Origin of the sequence: Nocardia sp. NPDC051911 (assembly GCF_040681035.1) — a bacterium.
Classification (GTDB): Bacteria; Actinomycetota; Actinomycetes; order Mycobacteriales; family Mycobacteriaceae; genus Nocardia; species Nocardia sichangensis.
The window spans coordinates 153,822-167,197 of sequence record NZ_JBFAXY010000001.1 but is presented as its reverse complement, the minus strand read 5'-3'; the positions used below and the strand labels follow the sequence as shown (position 1 = coordinate 167,197).

14 protein-coding genes are annotated in these 13,376 nt (G+C 68.2%); 6 read left to right on the top strand and 8 right to left on the bottom strand.

Annotated elements, in window-relative coordinates:
- The first annotated feature begins 8 nt into the window (after nucleotides 1–8).
- Nucleotides 9–209: a DUF397 domain-containing protein gene (locus AB0L97_RS00950; protein WP_364424455.1), complete on the top strand. Its 201-nt coding sequence runs from the start codon at nucleotides 9–11 to the stop codon at nucleotides 207–209.
- Nucleotides 210–446: 237 nt separating this feature from the next.
- Here the strand turns inward: AB0L97_RS00950 and AB0L97_RS00945 are convergent, their stop codons facing one another.
- From AB0L97_RS00945 to AB0L97_RS00920, 6 genes are all read right to left on the bottom strand, one after another.
- Nucleotides 447–1,313, bottom strand: a complete 867-nt coding sequence (locus AB0L97_RS00945) for a DUF559 domain-containing protein (protein WP_364424453.1) — start codon at nucleotides 1,311–1,313, stop codon at nucleotides 447–449.
- Nucleotides 1,314–1,411: 98 nt separating this feature from the next.
- A complete protein-coding gene (locus AB0L97_RS00940) occupies nucleotides 1,412–2,239 on the bottom strand; it encodes a class II fructose-bisphosphate aldolase (protein WP_364424451.1) in 828 nt (275 codons plus the stop codon).
- A gap of 243 nt (nucleotides 2,240–2,482) precedes the next feature.
- Nucleotides 2,483–3,445, bottom strand: a complete 963-nt coding sequence (locus AB0L97_RS00935) for a hexose kinase (protein WP_364424449.1) — start codon at nucleotides 3,443–3,445, stop codon at nucleotides 2,483–2,485.
- A complete protein-coding gene (locus AB0L97_RS00930; RefSeq protein WP_364424447.1) occupies nucleotides 3,433–4,590 on the bottom strand; it encodes an amidohydrolase family protein in 1,158 nt (385 codons plus the stop codon). Before AB0L97_RS00930 ends, AB0L97_RS00935 begins: the two co-directional genes overlap by 13 nt.
- A gap of 385 nt (nucleotides 4,591–4,975) precedes the next feature.
- Nucleotides 4,976–6,046 carry an ROK family protein gene (locus AB0L97_RS00925; protein ID WP_364424445.1) on the bottom strand — a complete coding sequence of 357 codons (1,071 nt, stop codon included), beginning with the start codon at nucleotides 6,044–6,046 and terminating at the stop codon, nucleotides 4,976–4,978.
- Nucleotides 6,047–6,206: 160 nt separating this feature from the next.
- The gene (locus AB0L97_RS00920; RefSeq protein ID WP_364424443.1) at nucleotides 6,207–7,118 is read right to left on the bottom strand and encodes a sugar isomerase; all 912 of its coding nucleotides are present in this window, start codon (nucleotides 7,116–7,118) and stop codon (nucleotides 6,207–6,209) included.
- A 160-nt stretch (nucleotides 7,119–7,278) separates the two neighbouring features.
- Between AB0L97_RS00920 and AB0L97_RS00915 the strand changes: the two genes are divergently transcribed.
- The 5 genes from AB0L97_RS00915 to AB0L97_RS00895 all read left to right on the top strand — a co-directional run bounded on the left by AB0L97_RS00915 (nucleotide 7,279) and on the right by AB0L97_RS00895 (nucleotide 12,032).
- Nucleotides 7,279–8,529 (top strand): extracellular solute-binding protein, encoded by a 1,251-nt coding sequence (locus AB0L97_RS00915; RefSeq protein ID WP_364424440.1) that lies wholly within the window; start codon nucleotides 7,279–7,281, stop codon nucleotides 8,527–8,529.
- Nucleotide 8,530: 1 nt separating this feature from the next.
- The gene (locus AB0L97_RS00910) at nucleotides 8,531–9,412 is read left to right on the top strand and encodes a sugar ABC transporter permease (RefSeq protein WP_364424438.1); all 882 of its coding nucleotides are present in this window, start codon (nucleotides 8,531–8,533) and stop codon (nucleotides 9,410–9,412) included.
- Nucleotides 9,409–10,302: a carbohydrate ABC transporter permease gene (locus AB0L97_RS00905; protein ID WP_364424436.1), complete on the top strand. Its 894-nt coding sequence runs from the start codon at nucleotides 9,409–9,411 to the stop codon at nucleotides 10,300–10,302. The genes AB0L97_RS00910 and AB0L97_RS00905 overlap by 4 nt, the downstream gene beginning before the upstream one ends.
- A gap of 92 nt (nucleotides 10,303–10,394) precedes the next feature.
- Nucleotides 10,395–11,129, top strand: a complete 735-nt coding sequence (locus AB0L97_RS00900) for a TetR/AcrR family transcriptional regulator (RefSeq protein ID WP_364424434.1) — start codon at nucleotides 10,395–10,397, stop codon at nucleotides 11,127–11,129.
- Nucleotides 11,130–11,240: 111 nt separating this feature from the next.
- Nucleotides 11,241–12,032 (top strand): DeoR/GlpR family DNA-binding transcription regulator, encoded by a 792-nt coding sequence (locus AB0L97_RS00895; protein WP_355071795.1) that lies wholly within the window; start codon nucleotides 11,241–11,243, stop codon nucleotides 12,030–12,032.
- A 4-nt stretch (nucleotides 12,033–12,036) separates the two neighbouring features.
- Here the strand turns inward: AB0L97_RS00895 and AB0L97_RS00890 are convergent, their stop codons facing one another.
- Entirely contained in the window at nucleotides 12,037–12,855 is an 819-nt protein-coding gene (locus tag AB0L97_RS00890; protein WP_364424432.1) for a hypothetical protein, read from the bottom strand.
- On the bottom strand, nucleotides 12,852–13,328 hold the full coding sequence (locus AB0L97_RS00885) for a hypothetical protein (protein ID WP_364424430.1): 477 nt from the start codon (nucleotides 13,326–13,328) through the stop codon (nucleotides 12,852–12,854). The genes AB0L97_RS00890 and AB0L97_RS00885 overlap by 4 nt, the downstream gene beginning before the upstream one ends.
- Between the last annotated feature and the right edge of the window lie 48 nt (nucleotides 13,329–13,376).

The window sequence follows — 13,376 nt, the reverse complement described above, 5'->3', positions numbered from 1 at the left end:
TGATCGGTATGGGGAGCGCGGCCTGCTGGTTCAAGTCATCACATTCGAACGACAGCACCGCCTGCGTCGAAGTGTGTTTCGACGGGGCCTTGGTGCTGGTCCGGGACAGTAAGTTCCAAGGAGCGCCGGACGCGTCGCCCACGCTGGCGTTCACGCCGACCCAGTGGGCGGGATTCACCTCCGCGATCCGCACCGCCGACCTCACCTGACACGTCTCCCAGCAGACTCTCAGCTTCACGACACCCATAACACAGCTCCATCCGGAAGAGTGTTCCCGTCGATGCGAAGCGATCCATCGACAGCTTTACCGGTGGGCAACTGCCCTGCCCACCACTGGAACCGGCCGGCGGCGCAGCCCCCTCGCATGCGTCGCCGGCCGCTCATGTCCACGAGTGGTACATGGCTGCGGCAAAACGCGAGAAGGCCTCTCGATGGTGTGCCACTCGTCAGATGTCGGCGCCGTGCCGGCGGAGGGCGTCCAGGGCCCGGGCGGTGATGGTTCGGGGGCGGTGGGTCAGGAGGGCGGCGCTTACTCGGATGAGGGTCCAGCCGAGGGATTCCAGGGCGGCGTTGCGGTCGATGTCCCAGGCGCGCTGGTCGCGGTCGGTCCAGTGGTGGGCTCCGTCGTATTCGACGGCGACTCGCCATTTGCGCCAGCCCATGTCGAGGCGTGCGAGGGTCATTCCGTCCGGGCCATGGATACGGATCTGGGTTTCCGGCGCGGGCAGTCCTGCTTGCCGCAGCAGCAAGCGCGTACGCGTCTCCTGGATGGACTCGGCGCCGCCGTCGATGTAGGGCAGAACTCGGCGCAAGCTCGTGGCGCCGCGTGCGCGCGGGTGCCGTTCGGCCAGCCGTTCGATGTCCGCGGTGGTCAGCCGGGTCGCGTTGCATAGGGCGTCGACGACTTCGACCGCCTCGTCGAAGTCGAGGCGTCGGGCCAGGTCGAACGCGGTCCGCGCCGGTGTGGTGCACCGGAATCCGCCGACGCTGCATACTTCGTCCGCCGGTATGGCGTCCCGATAGACCAGCACGTGCCGTGGCGGCCGGGCACGAGTCGACAGCGCGATCTCGGCGGGCTTATCGTCCAGCCACTGCGTCCCATGCATAGCCGCCGCGGAGAACCCGACCAGAATCCCGGTGCCCTTGACCCAATGCGCGACCGCCTGCGCGCGCCCCCGCGCATCCAGCCGAATCCCCTTCCGGACATAAACATCCGGAAACACACGCTCGAAGTCATTCCGCAACTCCCAAGCGCTTACCACCCCCGCGCGTACCGCCCAACTCCCCGGAAAAACCTCCCCGATCTCCCCCATACCCCCATCCTCCCCACCACCCCCGACAAATCTCGCGAGTGGCACATGGCTGTGGCAAAACGCGAGAAGAGGCCTCGATGGTGTGCCACTCGTGGCGGTCAACCGGCGAGGAGGTGGAGGAAGTGTTCGACTTCGGACTGGATGGCGGTGCGGGCGGGGGTGAGGTATTCGCGTGGGTCGGAGAGGTCGGGGGCTGCGGCTAGGCGGGCGCGGATGGCGGCGGTCATCCGGATGTTGAGGCGGGTGGCGATGTTGATCTTCGTCATGCCGTGTTCGACGGCGGCGCGCAGGCCGTGATCGGGGACGCCGGATGAGCCGTGTAGCACCAGGGGGACCGGGACCTTCGCGGCCAAGTGGGCGATGAGGTCGTTGTCGAGTTCGGCGGTGCGGGTGTGCATGGCGTGCGAGGAGCCGACGGCGACCGCGAGTGCGTCGACGCCGGTAGCGGTCACGAATTCGACCGCCTCGTCGGGATCGGTGCGTGCGCCGGGCGCGTGGGCGCCGTCCTTGCCGCCCACCTCACCGAGCTCGGCTTCGATGTGCACACCGCGCTCGTGGCACCAAGCGGTGATCGCGGCGGTGGCGGCGCGGTTGTCGGCGTAGTCGAGGGCCGAGCCGTCGTACATCACCGAGCGGATGCCGAGATCGACGGCGGCATGGATCAATTCGGTGCTGGTGGCGTGGTCGAGATGCACCGCGATCGCGGCCTCACTGTCGGCGGCGATGCGCAGGCAGGCCAGTGCCAGCGGGGCGATGCCGCGGTGATGGCGCGCGGTGTTCTCCGACAGTTGCAGCACCACCGGCTTTCTCGCCGATTCCGCGGCGGCCGCGATCGCCTCGGCATGCTCGAGGGTTATCACGTTGAAGGCGCCGAGTCCGCCGGGGCGGGCCGTGGCGATCAGATCCGGTATCGAGGTCAGCGGCATGGTTGCGTGCTTTCAAGGGCGAGCGGCGTACAGGGTTTACGGCGGAGGCGCGACCGGATGCGTTGGGGACCGGCTTGTGCGTCCGTGACCGGCTCGCCGCATGCCGAGGTCGTCGGCGGGTGAACGCGGCATGTGGTTCGCCATGCGAGCCGCGTAAGCGACCAGGGTCGCGGGATCGCCCGGCTCGCCCGCATCGCGGGAGCGTTCCGCACGTTCGCGCGCAGCGGCGAACCGGCTCGGCCGTCATGGAGAAGTCTTCTGCGGTGTGGAGATGTCCAGTTCCCGAACCAGAACGGTGGGGGTAAGGCGGGTGCGCAGGGAGCGATCGATCTCACCGGCCACCGGAACCACCACGGCGGCCGCGGAGGTCGCGACCACGTCGGCGAGCAGGGCGGCCCAGTCCGGGCGCGATTCGGAGGAAAGGGCGGCGATCACCGCAGCCACCGCGGCATCGCCCGCGCCGGTGGGATTTCCGGCGAGCGGTTCGGCGAGCGCCCCGGTCCACGCGCCGTCGGCGGTCACCGCGACGATCCCCTCGGGACCGCGGGTCGCGATCAGGGCGCGCACTCCGTTGTCGATCAGCGGCTTCGCGGCGATGACGATGTCGTCGGCGGTCGTCGGCCGGGTGCCGATGAGGCGCTGTAATTCGGTCTCGTCCGGAGTGAGCACGATGCCGGGCACCTGGGCGGCCAAGCGCAGCGCTTCGCCGTCGACGTCGCAGATGGTGGGCACGTCGGCCGCGATGGCGGTGCGGGCGATCTCGGCGGGCAGGGAGGGTTCGATGCCGCCGGGCAGCGACCCGGAGATGACCAATCCGGCGATTTCCGGGAGCAGTCCCGCCACCCGGACCGACAACTGTTCGGCGGCATGCGGATTGGAGACTCGCGCACCCGGCTCCCAGAGCGCGGTGGCCGTGCCGTCCTCGGATTCGCTGATCACCACGGTGCGGCGCACCCAGGGCAGCGCGTGCACGAAGTCGACCGGCATCTCCAGTTCGGCGGCGGCCGCGAAGGCGTGGTCGGAGAACCCGGTGGCCCTGGCGTACTTGCCGAGCTGATTCAGCACCCGGGTCACGTTGATGCCCTTGCCGCCGATGCGCTGCTCCACCGACCGGACTCGGTGGGCCTGCCCGCGTTCGAAGCGTTCGACGCGATAGGTCATGTCGTACGCGGGATTCATTGTCACGGTGAGGATCACTTCAACCACTGTCCACGTCTGAGCACCCCACGCAAGTGGAGATTGTCACGGACTGTCAATATGTCGGCGAAATAGCCGGGCCGCAGGTCACCGACGTCGGCGAGCCCGAGCGCGGCGGCCGGAACCGAGGTGGCCGCCAGGACCGCCGCGCGCAGCGGGACGCCGGCGTCGCGCACGGCCCGCGCGACGCATTCCAGCAGGGTGCTGACGCCGCCCGCGATCGAGCCGTCCGCGATGCGCGCCACGCCGGCACGGACCGTCACCGGCTGCGGACCGAGCTGGTACTCGCCGTCGCCGAGCCCCGCGGCCTGCATGGCATCGGTGACCAGCGCGACTCGCCCCGGCGCGGTCGCGAATACCAGCGCGGCGAAGCCCGGATCCACGTGCACGCCGTCGCCGATCAGCTCCACCGTCACGTCACCGCCCGCGGCGGCCGCCAGCGCCGCGGCGACCGGGCCCGGGTTCCGGTGATGCAGCGGTGGCATGCCGTTCGCCAAGTGCGTCACGAGGCTTCCTGATCCTTTGGGAGCCAGCGCGTTCCGGAACGACGCGTAGTCGGTGTCGCTGTGGCCGAGCGCGACCACCACGCCGTTGTCGGTCAGCCGCCGCGCGACGGCCGCGTAGCCGGGACGTTCCGGCGCGAGCGTCATCGCGCGCAGGTGCGCGCCACCCGCTTCCAGCAGCCGGTCGGTCAACCCGAGATCGGGGTCGCACAGATATCGCGGGTCCTGCGCCCCGCAGCGCGCCTCGGACAGGAAGGGTCCCTCGACGTGGATACCGCCGAGCGCGCCTTCCTCGGCGAGTTCGCGCAAGGTGGCGGTCTGCGCCACCATTTCCGCGGCGGGGCCGGTGACCACGCTCGCCACCACGGTGGTCGAGCCGCGCGCATGGTGCGATTGCGCCGCCGCGCGGGCCTGCTCACCGCGCACGGTATCGAACCGGTACCCGAACCCGCCGTGATTGTGAATGTCCACAAGCCCCGGCAGCACGGTTCCCGAAAATGGCGGCTCAGGTAAATCGCGATGCGTCGCGCGCCACTGCGCGAACGACCGCACCGCGTCGATCCGATCCCCGGACACCATCACTACGCCGTCGTCCACCGTGACGCTCGCCGAGACGATGCGCCCCCGGATGAGCTGTGTGTGTGCTGTCATTCGAGTGCCCCTCGGCTCGCGCGGACCGGCTGCTGGATAGGGATGTCCACTGTGCTGGCTGAAGTTTGCCGTGCGCGACTGTCGACGAACGGCCGGGCGGCCGGGATGATCCGGAAGCGGTACGTCGTCGGGTGCGGGACCGCGCCGCACGGGTTCGAGGCGCGCAGGTGGTCACCGTGTCCGGCGGCAACCGTCTCGACGGGATTGGACCCAGGATCACTGGCGCTACTCGCGGTGCCGACCATGTGGCCGGGCTGTGCTGCCATCGAGCCGCCGCGCGGTCGCTCGTACGACGATCCGGCCCTGAAGACCCGCGCGGGGCCCTTGTCGAGAGGCACGCTCGGCGAGACGTGGGGTCCTCGGTTCGCCGGCCGCGCGGGTGACGTCATGTCAACGCTCCGCTGCGGGCGAAGAGGGCGGCGCCTGCCAAGCCCGCGCGTGCGCCGAACCGGCCGAGGACGACTCGGGGAGCGGGGACCAGGCGGAGCCGGTCGGACAGGGCGCGGTGCAGTGGGTCGGTGAGCGCCGCGCCCGCTCCGGCGAGCCCGCCGCCGAGGACGACGAGTTCGGGGCAGGCCGCGTGGACGATGCCGACCAGACCGTCGGCGAGCGCGTCGACCGCGTCCGCCACGACGGCGGCGGCGTCGGGGTCGGTGGACATGAGTGCGAAAACTTCCGCCGCGCCGCCGGTCTCGCGTCCGGTGCGCCGGGTGTAGGCCCGCGCGATGGCCGCGCCCGAGGCGACCGTCTCGACGCATCCGGTATTGCCGCAGGGGCAGGGCAATCCGCCCGCACGCCGCACCGGCACGTGCCCGTACTCGCCGACCTGGCCGTAGCTGCTGCGCACCAGCCTCCCGCCGACCGACAGCGTGCCCGAGATACCGGTGCCGAGAATGACGACGCACACATTCTCGTGGCCCTGCCCTGCGCCGTACCGCCATTCCGCCCAACCGGCCACGGCGACATCGTGTTCGATCAGCGTCGGTACACCCCAGCGCTCGGGGAAGCGGTCGCCCACGTGCACGTCCCGCCAGCCGACGTTGCTGCTGAACACGGCGACCGACCGGGCGGTGTCGACGATGCCGGGCAGCACGACAGCGGCGCGACGTACCCGGCGGCGGTCGGATTCCGGGAGTCCCCCGAGTAACCGATCGCCCAGCTCGCCCATGGCATCGAACGCGGCCGGACCATGCGGTGTAGCCACGGTGCCCACGGCCAGCGCAGCGCCCCCCGCGTCGGTGATCTCGCCTTTGATGGTGGTGCCGCCGACATCCATGCCGAGCACGAGCGCGTCGTCCGGCAGCGCCCGCGCCGCTGCGCCGAGTATGTCCGTGGGCTGCCCGGCCGAACCTCGCCGCGCGGTCGGCCGGTCGCCGGGGCAGGCGCGGTCCGTCTCCGCGCCGCGCGATCCGGACACGGACGCACCCGACGGCGCACGCGGCTGCTCGGTTCCCATCCTCGGCACAGTAGTTCGTGGTGGCTCCCGCGACGGTGCGCATGCGGCCTGTGGTGATGTCACGAGTTCGAGTCGACTCGAGGCCGACGGTGTGGCTGCGGGCGCGACGATGCCGTCCGCACCCGGCGCGGTACGGCGAATGCTCACCGCAGGCCCTCGGTCACGACTTCAAAACCACCGAGCGATTCAGGCCGCGCGGGTGGTCGGGGTCCAATCCCAGGTCGGCGGAACGCAGGAGGCAGAGCCGATGCACTCGGACCAGGTCCGCCATCGGGTCGATGTCGCGATGCTCCAGGTGGGCGCCGGTGGCGGCGACGTCGTCGGCGAAGCCCGGCTCGAGTGGGCCGAACGCCCAGACCGCCCGGCCGGGCGCCGAGATGGCGATCGGGCCGTGGCGGTACTCCGTCGCCGGATACGCCTCCGTCCAGGACTGACAGGATTCGCGCAGCTTGAGCGCCGCCTCCTCGGCGATGGCCGCCGCGAATCCCATACCGACGAAGCTGATCTGCTCGGCGTGGCGGACCGCGGCCAGCGACTCGGCGGGATCCTCGGTGAGCACCGCGCGCGCTCGGGCGATCACCGAGGTGAGGTCTTCGCCGAGGTGGTTGCGCAGGATGGCGAGGGTGGTCGTCGCGAAGCGGGTCTGCACCACCGACCGCTCGTCGACCTGGTCGATGAGGATCGGGTCGCCCAGTTCGAGGACGGGCGTGCCGGGACTGGAGCAGATCACCGTCCGAGGGACGTGCGCCGGGATGTCCCGCATCGCGCGCACCACTTCGGTGGTGGTGCCGGAGCGGCAGATCACCAGGTAGCGGTCGTACTCGCGAGCGCGGACCGCGCTGGCGGGCCAGGCGTCGGTGAGGCCATGACCCGCGCCCTCGCGCAGTGCCGCGATGGCGCGCGCCATGAAATACGACGTGCCGCAACCGATCACCGCGACCCGCTCGCCCGGTTTCGGCAGTACGGCGCGATGTTCCGCCGCGACGGCGGCGGCGTGCGTCCAATCGTCCGGCTGGGTGGCCACTTCGGTGACCAGATGCGGCTGCGGCGTGTGGTCGGCAGGCGTAGGCACGCAACCAGCTTCACTCTGGATGATCGTTTATGTCAAATTTCAGACGAAAACGGTCACATATGATCACAATTCGGGCTAGATTGAGGTGCACCGACGGTGTGTCCTCCCATCATCGGCGGCTCCGCTGGCGCCGGGTGGGTAAATCTGAAAGGTTCTGCTCGTGAAAAGACCATTCCACCGCGTGCTTGCCGGAGTCGCGATGGTCACCGGCGTCGCGCTGGCCCTGTCGTCCTGTGGGTTCGGTTCGAAAAGTGGTGCGGACTCGGCTACCACGATCAATTTCCTCGCTCCCGCCTACAGCGACGGCGCCACGGGCACCAAGGCGCTGTGGGACGGCATCATCGCCGAATTCCAGAAGCAGAACCCGGGCATCACCGTCGATCTGCAGATGGAGTCGTGGAACTCGATCAACGACGTGGTGCGCACCAAGCTCCAGTCGCAGTCGACCACCCCGGACATCCTCAACATCGACGCCTACGCCAGCTTCGCGGGCGACGGCCTGCTCTACCCGGCGACCGACATCGTCTCCGCGCCGGTGCTGGCCGACATCCAGCCCGCTTTCGCGCAGAACGCGGCGCTGAACGGCACGCAATACGCGCTGCCGCTGTTCGCCTCCACCCGAACCCTGTTCTACAACACCGAACTGTTCGAGAAAGCGGGCATCGTCCGGCCGCCGAAGAACTGGGCCGAGCTGACCGACGCGGCGAAGAAGATTCAGGCGCTGGGCGGCGGCGTCTCCGGGTACGGGCTCCCGCTGGGCAGCGAGGAGGCGCAAGGCGAAACCTCCATCTGGACCTTCGGCGCGGGTGGCTCGTGGGCCGACGGCGACCGGGTCACCGTGGACACCCCGGAGAACCTGGAAGGGGTGCGGGCCATGCGTGAGCTGATCGACGCCGGTGCGACGCAGCCGAATCCGGGCGCGACCGACCGCAAGGACGTGATCAACGCCTTCATCCAGGGCAAGATCGGCATGATCGAAGCCCTGCCGCCCACCATCGGTCAGATCACCGCGAAGAATCCGGGTCTGCGGTACGCGACCGCGCCTTCGCCGACCAAGACCGGGAACCCGGTCACGCTCGGGGTGGCCGATCATCTGATGGCGTTCAAGAAGGACGGCGCCAAGGCCGAGTCGATCAAGAAGTTCCTCGACTACTTCTATTCGGCGGCGGTATACGCGGACTTCGTCAAGCACGAGGGCTTCATCCCGATCACCCACAGTGCCGCCACCGCCCTCGCCGAGGACCCGGTGACGAAGGCGTTCGCCGCCACGCTTCCGGTCGCGAGGTTCTATCCGAGCAACAACCCGAAATGGGCCGTGGCGCAAGGGGTGATCCGCCAGCAGATGGGCACCATCGCACAGGGCGCCGACCCCGCTCAGGTGTTGCAACGGATCCAGGAAGCAACGAAATAGCGTGCGGCGCAGAGGAGTACTGGCGGCACTGCCGTGGATCGGGCCGTCACTGGTCCTGATCGCGGCCGTTGTCGCCTTCCCGGCCTGCTACATGCTGTGGACCAGCACCAGGGACCTCAGCGCCTACGGCCAGGACCGGGGCGCCGCCGGACTGGCCAATTACCGGGCGCTGTTCGACATCTCGGAACTCGGCTCGGTGCTGGTCCACACGGTGGTCTGGGTGGTCGGCGTCGTGCTGGTCACGCTGGCGTTGTCCGTGGCGCTGGCCCAATTCCTGAACAAGGAGTTCCCCGGCCGCGCCGCGGTACGGATGGCGATCCTGGTGCCGTGGGCGGCGTCGGTCGTGATGACGACCACGATCTTCTACTACATGCTCGATCCGGACGTGGGCATCGCCAATCGGTTCCTGGTGGACATCGGCCTGCTCGACCGCGGATACGGGTTCACCAAGCAGCCGACGCAGGCGTTCCTCGTGGCGATGGGCGTCGCGGTGTTCGTCTCGGTGCCGTTCACCACCTACACGATTCTGGCCGGACTGCAAGCCATTCCGGCGGAGATCGAGGAGGCGGGGCGGGTCGACGGCGCGAGCGCCTGGCAGCGCTACCGCCATCTCACATTGCCGCAGCTGCGTCCGGCGATCGCGGTGGCGACCATCATCAACATCATCAACGTGTTCAACTCGCTGCCGATCCTGCAAGTGATCACCGGAAGCATCGCAGGCTTCTCGGCGGACACCACGACGACGCTGACCTTCAAGCTGATCCGGCAGAACCAGCAGGTCGACACCGCCGCGGCGATGAGCGTGCTGAACTTCGCGCTGATCGTCGTCGTCATCGCGATCTACGTGAAGCTGGTCCGTCCGACCGCGGAGATCGACCGATGACGACGCGGGTGGAGGTACGCGAGCAGGCCACGGCGACGCCGCCCGCCCCGGCGGCGCCCGCGCGGCGTGCACGACCCCGCTGGGAGCTCACCGCCGTCGGCGTGGTGCTCGCCGCGGTGTTCCTGCTGCCGTTCGTCGTGATGGTGCTCGGTTCGCTGAAGAGCAGAGCCGAGATCCTGCGCATCCCGCCGACGTATCTGCCGCAGTCCTGGCATCCGGACAACTACGCGACGATGTGGGACACCCCCGAGACGCCGCTTCCGTTCAACCTGGCCAGCACGATCATCATCGCGGTCTGCGCCACCGCTTTGGTGCTGGCCGTGGCGATTCCGGCCGGGTATTACACGGCGCGGCACCGTTTTCCGGGGCGCCTGGTGTTTCTCGGCGTGGTGCTGGTGACCCAGATGTTGCAGCCGACGGTGCTGGTCACCGGGTTGATCCGGGAGTTCTTCGCGCTCGGCATCAACGACACCTGGCTGGCGATGATCTTGGTGAACGCCGCGTTCAACCTGTCGTTCGCGGTGTGGATCCTGCACAGTTTCTTCGCCGCGATCCCGGTGGAGATCGAGGAAGCCGCGATGCTCGACGGGCTCGGGCGCGGGCAGATCCTGGTCCGGGTGAGCCTGCCGCTGGTGTGGCCCGGCATCGTGACGGCGACGATCTTCGTCGTGGTGGCGTGCTGGAACGAATTCGCCGCCAGCCTGGTCGTGCTCACCACGCCGGAGAACCAACCGCTGTCGGTGGCGCTGACCAAGTTCGTCGGCCAGTACGACACCGCGTGGCAATACGTGTTCGCGATCTCCACCGTCGGCATCGTCCCGGTGGTGCTGCTGTTCGCTCTCATCGAGAAGCGTCTGGTGGCGGGGTTGACCGCGGGAAGCGTGAAATAGCCTGCGAGAACTGGCGCACCGGGATGACGGAATCGCCGCGCCGCCACCGTTCGGCGCGCTGATGGAAGGTAGCCGCGCGGTAGCATCGAGAGGTGACACGGCGGGATCACGGACCCAAGGACGGTCGCAGCTACGGCGGGCTGTCCAAGGAACAGCGGGTTGCCCAGCGGCAGACCCGCCTGATCGATGCCGCTCTCGAACTATTCGGCACCCAGGGATACGCGGCCACCTCGATCGAGCGCCTCTGCGCCGTGGCGAACGTCTCCACGCGCAGCTTCTACGAGGACATGGGCAGCCGCGAAGCGCTGCTCATCGCCCTGGCGAATCGCATCACCTCCCGTGCGCTGGAACGCGCGCTGACCGCACTGGCGGCCACCGAGAACGAGCCCTTGCCCACCCGCGTGGTAGCGAGTTTCCGCGCTTATCTGAGCGTCACGTGCGCCGACGCCCGGTCCGCGCGGGTCTGTTATGTCGAGGTGGTCGGCGTGAGCACGGCGGTGGAGCAGTGGCGCAGGCAGCAGCGTGGTCTGCTGTCGGCGCTGCTGATCAGCGAGGCCGAACGCGCTGTCGGCCGTGGCGAAACCGGTCCGCGGCGTTTCGATCTCTTCGCGCTGGCCGTGATCGGCGCGGTCACCTCACTCGCCCAGGAATTGGTGCAGGGTACGTCGCCGGGTTCGGCGGTGAGTCTGGACGAGATCTGCGAAGAGATCGCCTACTTCGTGAATTCCGGTCTTTCCCAGGCGCGCGATCCGGGTGCGGAAGACGGGCGTCTTCCCGCTACCGCGGCGCTTCCGGCCCGGCCCACCGTCGAGGCCGATGTGTTCTGAGCGGGGCCGGTGTCGGCCGTGCGGATTTCCGCGGTCGGTGGGTGCGTGTGTTCATATTGTTCGCGTGTTCGCCGAAACAGCAGGTTGCCCGCGCGAGCGGGGCGGTGTGAGATGACCGGGCCGTCGGATCGTCCGCAACGGTGGAACCGGTTGCTGGAATTGCTCGCCGAATCCGGGCGGCTTTCGGTGGAGGAGGCCGCCGAGCGGCTCGGTGTGTCCGCCGCTACGGTGCGTCGCGATTTCACCGCGCTCGCCGAACAGCAGCTGGCCACCAGGACGCACGGCGGTGTGGTGGCGACCTCGGTGGCCTACGATCTGCCCGCGCGTTACCGGCAGAGTGCGGGCGAGGCCAAGCAGCGCATCGCCGAACACGCCGCGTCGCTGGTCGATCCGTGCGCGGTGGTCGGGATGAACGGCGGCACCACCACCACGGCGGTGGCCAGGGCGCTGGCCGTGCGCACGGATCTCGGATCGGCCGGTGACGAACAGCTCACTCTGGTCACCAACGCGCTGAACATCGCGGGGGAGATGGTGCTGCGGCCACACGTGCGCACGATCGTTCTCGGCGGTGTGGCCCGGCGCGAGTCCTACGAGCTGCACGGGCCGCTGGCCGAACGGGCGCTGGCCGAACTGCGGCTCGACGATCTCGTGCTCGGCGTGAACGCGATCTCCGTCGAGGGCGGCGCCCAGTGCAGGCACATCGACGAGGCCGGGGTGACCACCGAGATGGTGCGGCGTTCCGGCCGGGTGCTGGTGGTGGCCACCGCGGACAAGCTCGAGCGCACCGCACTGGCCCGCATCTGCGGCATCGAGCAGGTGCAGGTGCTGGTCACCGATACCGGCGCGGATCCGGGGGCGGTGCAGGCGATCCGGGCGGCGGGCGTGCGGGTCGACGTGGTGTAGGCGCTCACGCCGTCTGCGCGATCCAAGTGTCCCAATAATCTTCGTACCACTGACGGAAGTTCTGGCCGTACGACATATTGCTGTGGCTTCCTCTCTCGAAGCGATAGTGATCAGCTATTCGTTGTACCGCCTCGTCGTGGGAGAACTCTCCACCGCGATATCTCTCGTAAATCCTGCGGTATTTCCCCGAGACGCTGTGATTGATGTCCGGCCCGCCATTTTCGAGTATCTGGCGGCGTATGGCGAGCTGTGACATGACGGCATGGCCCTCGTTCCGCAGCGACCGGTCCACATGATCGACCACCCATTGCTCTCGCGTTCGGCCCATCGGCGGCGAGGGGGCGTCGTTATGCGGATTACCGGGGTGGGCATGGTCGATCTCATGTGCGAGCGCATCGGCGGAGGCTCTGGCGTTGCCTTCCATATTGCGATCGAGAACAACAGCCTTCTCGTCGTAGTCGGCATAGGTTCCGTCCCCTCTCTTTCCGTAGCGAATGGTCCATCCGAACTGCTGTACGTCCTGGATCTGACGAATGAGGTCCTCGGACAACCCGGCGATTTCGTCGACTTCTCCGCCCAGCCCGGTCTCTACGGACGTCGAGTAGCCGAGCCGCTGTAGACGTTTCTGGTATTCCGGGATTTCCAGGGTTTCCCGTCGGATGGCATCCCGACCGGCGAGATCGGCGTCAATTGACTTGGCGACGGTCAGGTTGACTTCTCCGCTGAGATTATGGACATTGTGCGATGCGGCATTCGCGTATCTCGATAGATCGCGGCGTAGGCCGGTCGTCAGGTTCAGGAACAGTTCGCGGAGACGTCTCATTCCGGGCTACCGCTGCCGAGGCTCCGAGCTCGTCCACGGTTCTCGTGTACGGATATGTCTCTGAGGAGTTGCGAGCGGGCATGGAATCTGATGCGCAGCTTTCTCGCCCCATGCTCAGAGGTGAACGAAACCGCTCCTTCGGGCGGAATCCTCGGGTCGACCCGTGTGTTTTCCATCGGGAGTTCGAAGATCCCGGCCATATCCGCGCGGGTGATGCGGACGTCCATCGCGACGTGCATGATCACCAGGGCATGTGAACCGACTGCCCCCGTGCGCGGGCCGCGGAACACGATTGACGAGAACGGCCCGCCGTCCGGGGATGCCACGAATTCGCTTGTATACGGATTCGCGCAGGGTACTGCACTGAACTCCATCGCGCACGCCGAGGAGACATAGTGTGGTGTGAAGCATTCTGGGACCGCCAGTACATGATTGGCAATCAGTCGGATATCGCGGATGTATGGCGATGTCATGCTGGCTGTTCCTCCGCGGGCCGAAGTGCTCAGGCCCGCGGATCTTGA

Bases quoted from the DNA above. Each gene is read 5' to 3' on its own strand.
- AB0L97_RS00890 (WP_364424432.1), bottom strand. From the start codon at position 12,855: ATGAGACGTCTCCGCGAACTGTTCCTGAACCTGACGACCGGCCTACGC.
- AB0L97_RS00930 (WP_364424447.1), bottom strand. From the start codon at position 4,590: ATGACAGCACACACACAGCTCATCCGGGGGCGCATCGTCTCGGCGAGC.
- AB0L97_RS00895 (WP_355071795.1), top strand. From the start codon at position 11,241: ATGACCGGGCCGTCGGATCGTCCGCAACGGTGGAACCGGTTGCTGGAA.
- AB0L97_RS00885 (WP_364424430.1), bottom strand. From the start codon at position 13,328: ATGACATCGCCATACATCCGCGATATCCGACTGATTGCCAATCATGTA.
- AB0L97_RS00950 (WP_364424455.1), top strand. From the start codon at position 9: ATGGGGAGCGCGGCCTGCTGGTTCAAGTCATCACATTCGAACGACAGC.
- AB0L97_RS00925 (WP_364424445.1), bottom strand. From the start codon at position 6,046: ATGGGAACCGAGCAGCCGCGTGCGCCGTCGGGTGCGTCCGTGTCCGGA.
- AB0L97_RS00905 (WP_364424436.1), top strand. From the start codon at position 9,409: ATGACGACGCGGGTGGAGGTACGCGAGCAGGCCACGGCGACGCCGCCC.
- AB0L97_RS00945 (WP_364424453.1), bottom strand. From the start codon at position 1,313: ATGGGGGAGATCGGGGAGGTTTTTCCGGGGAGTTGGGCGGTACGCGCG.
- AB0L97_RS00940 (WP_364424451.1), bottom strand. From the start codon at position 2,239: ATGCCGCTGACCTCGATACCGGATCTGATCGCCACGGCCCGCCCCGGC.